The sequence below is a fragment of the Streptomyces durocortorensis genome (assembly GCF_016901035.1).
Taxonomy (GTDB): domain Bacteria; phylum Actinomycetota; class Actinomycetes; order Streptomycetales; family Streptomycetaceae; genus Streptomyces; species Streptomyces durocortorensis.
Genome location: NZ_JAFEUF010000568.1, coordinates 1 through 389 on the forward strand (window position 1 = coordinate 1; position 389 = coordinate 389).

Below are 389 nucleotides of genomic sequence, written 5' to 3' on the forward strand. Positions count from 1 at the left end.
CCGGCATCACCGACTACGTGGGCGGTTTCATCTGCACCGCTGGCATCGGTGCCGAGGAACTGGCCAAGGCCTATCAGGACAAGGGCGACGACTACAACTCGATCATGGTCAAGGCATTGGCCGACCGCCTCGCCGAGGCCTGTGCCGAATGGCTGCACGAGCAGGTGCGCAAGCACTACTGGGGCTATGCGCCTGACGAGCGGCTGAGTAACGAGGAACTGATCCGCGAGCAGTACAAGGGCATCCGCCCTGCCCCCGGTTACCCGGCCTGCCCGGACCACACCGAGAAGGGCACGCTGTTCCAGCTGCTGGATGCCGACGGCATCAGCCAGGTCACCCTCACCGAGCACTACGCCATGCTGCCCACCGCGGCGGTCAGCGGCTGGTAC

General features: G+C 65.6%; 1 protein-coding gene. It reads left to right on the forward strand.

Annotated elements, in window-relative coordinates:
* Window positions 1-389 (forward strand): vitamin B12 dependent-methionine synthase activation domain-containing protein (locus JS521_RS36105; RefSeq protein WP_275564258.1); only part of this gene is annotated, 389 nt, incomplete at both ends.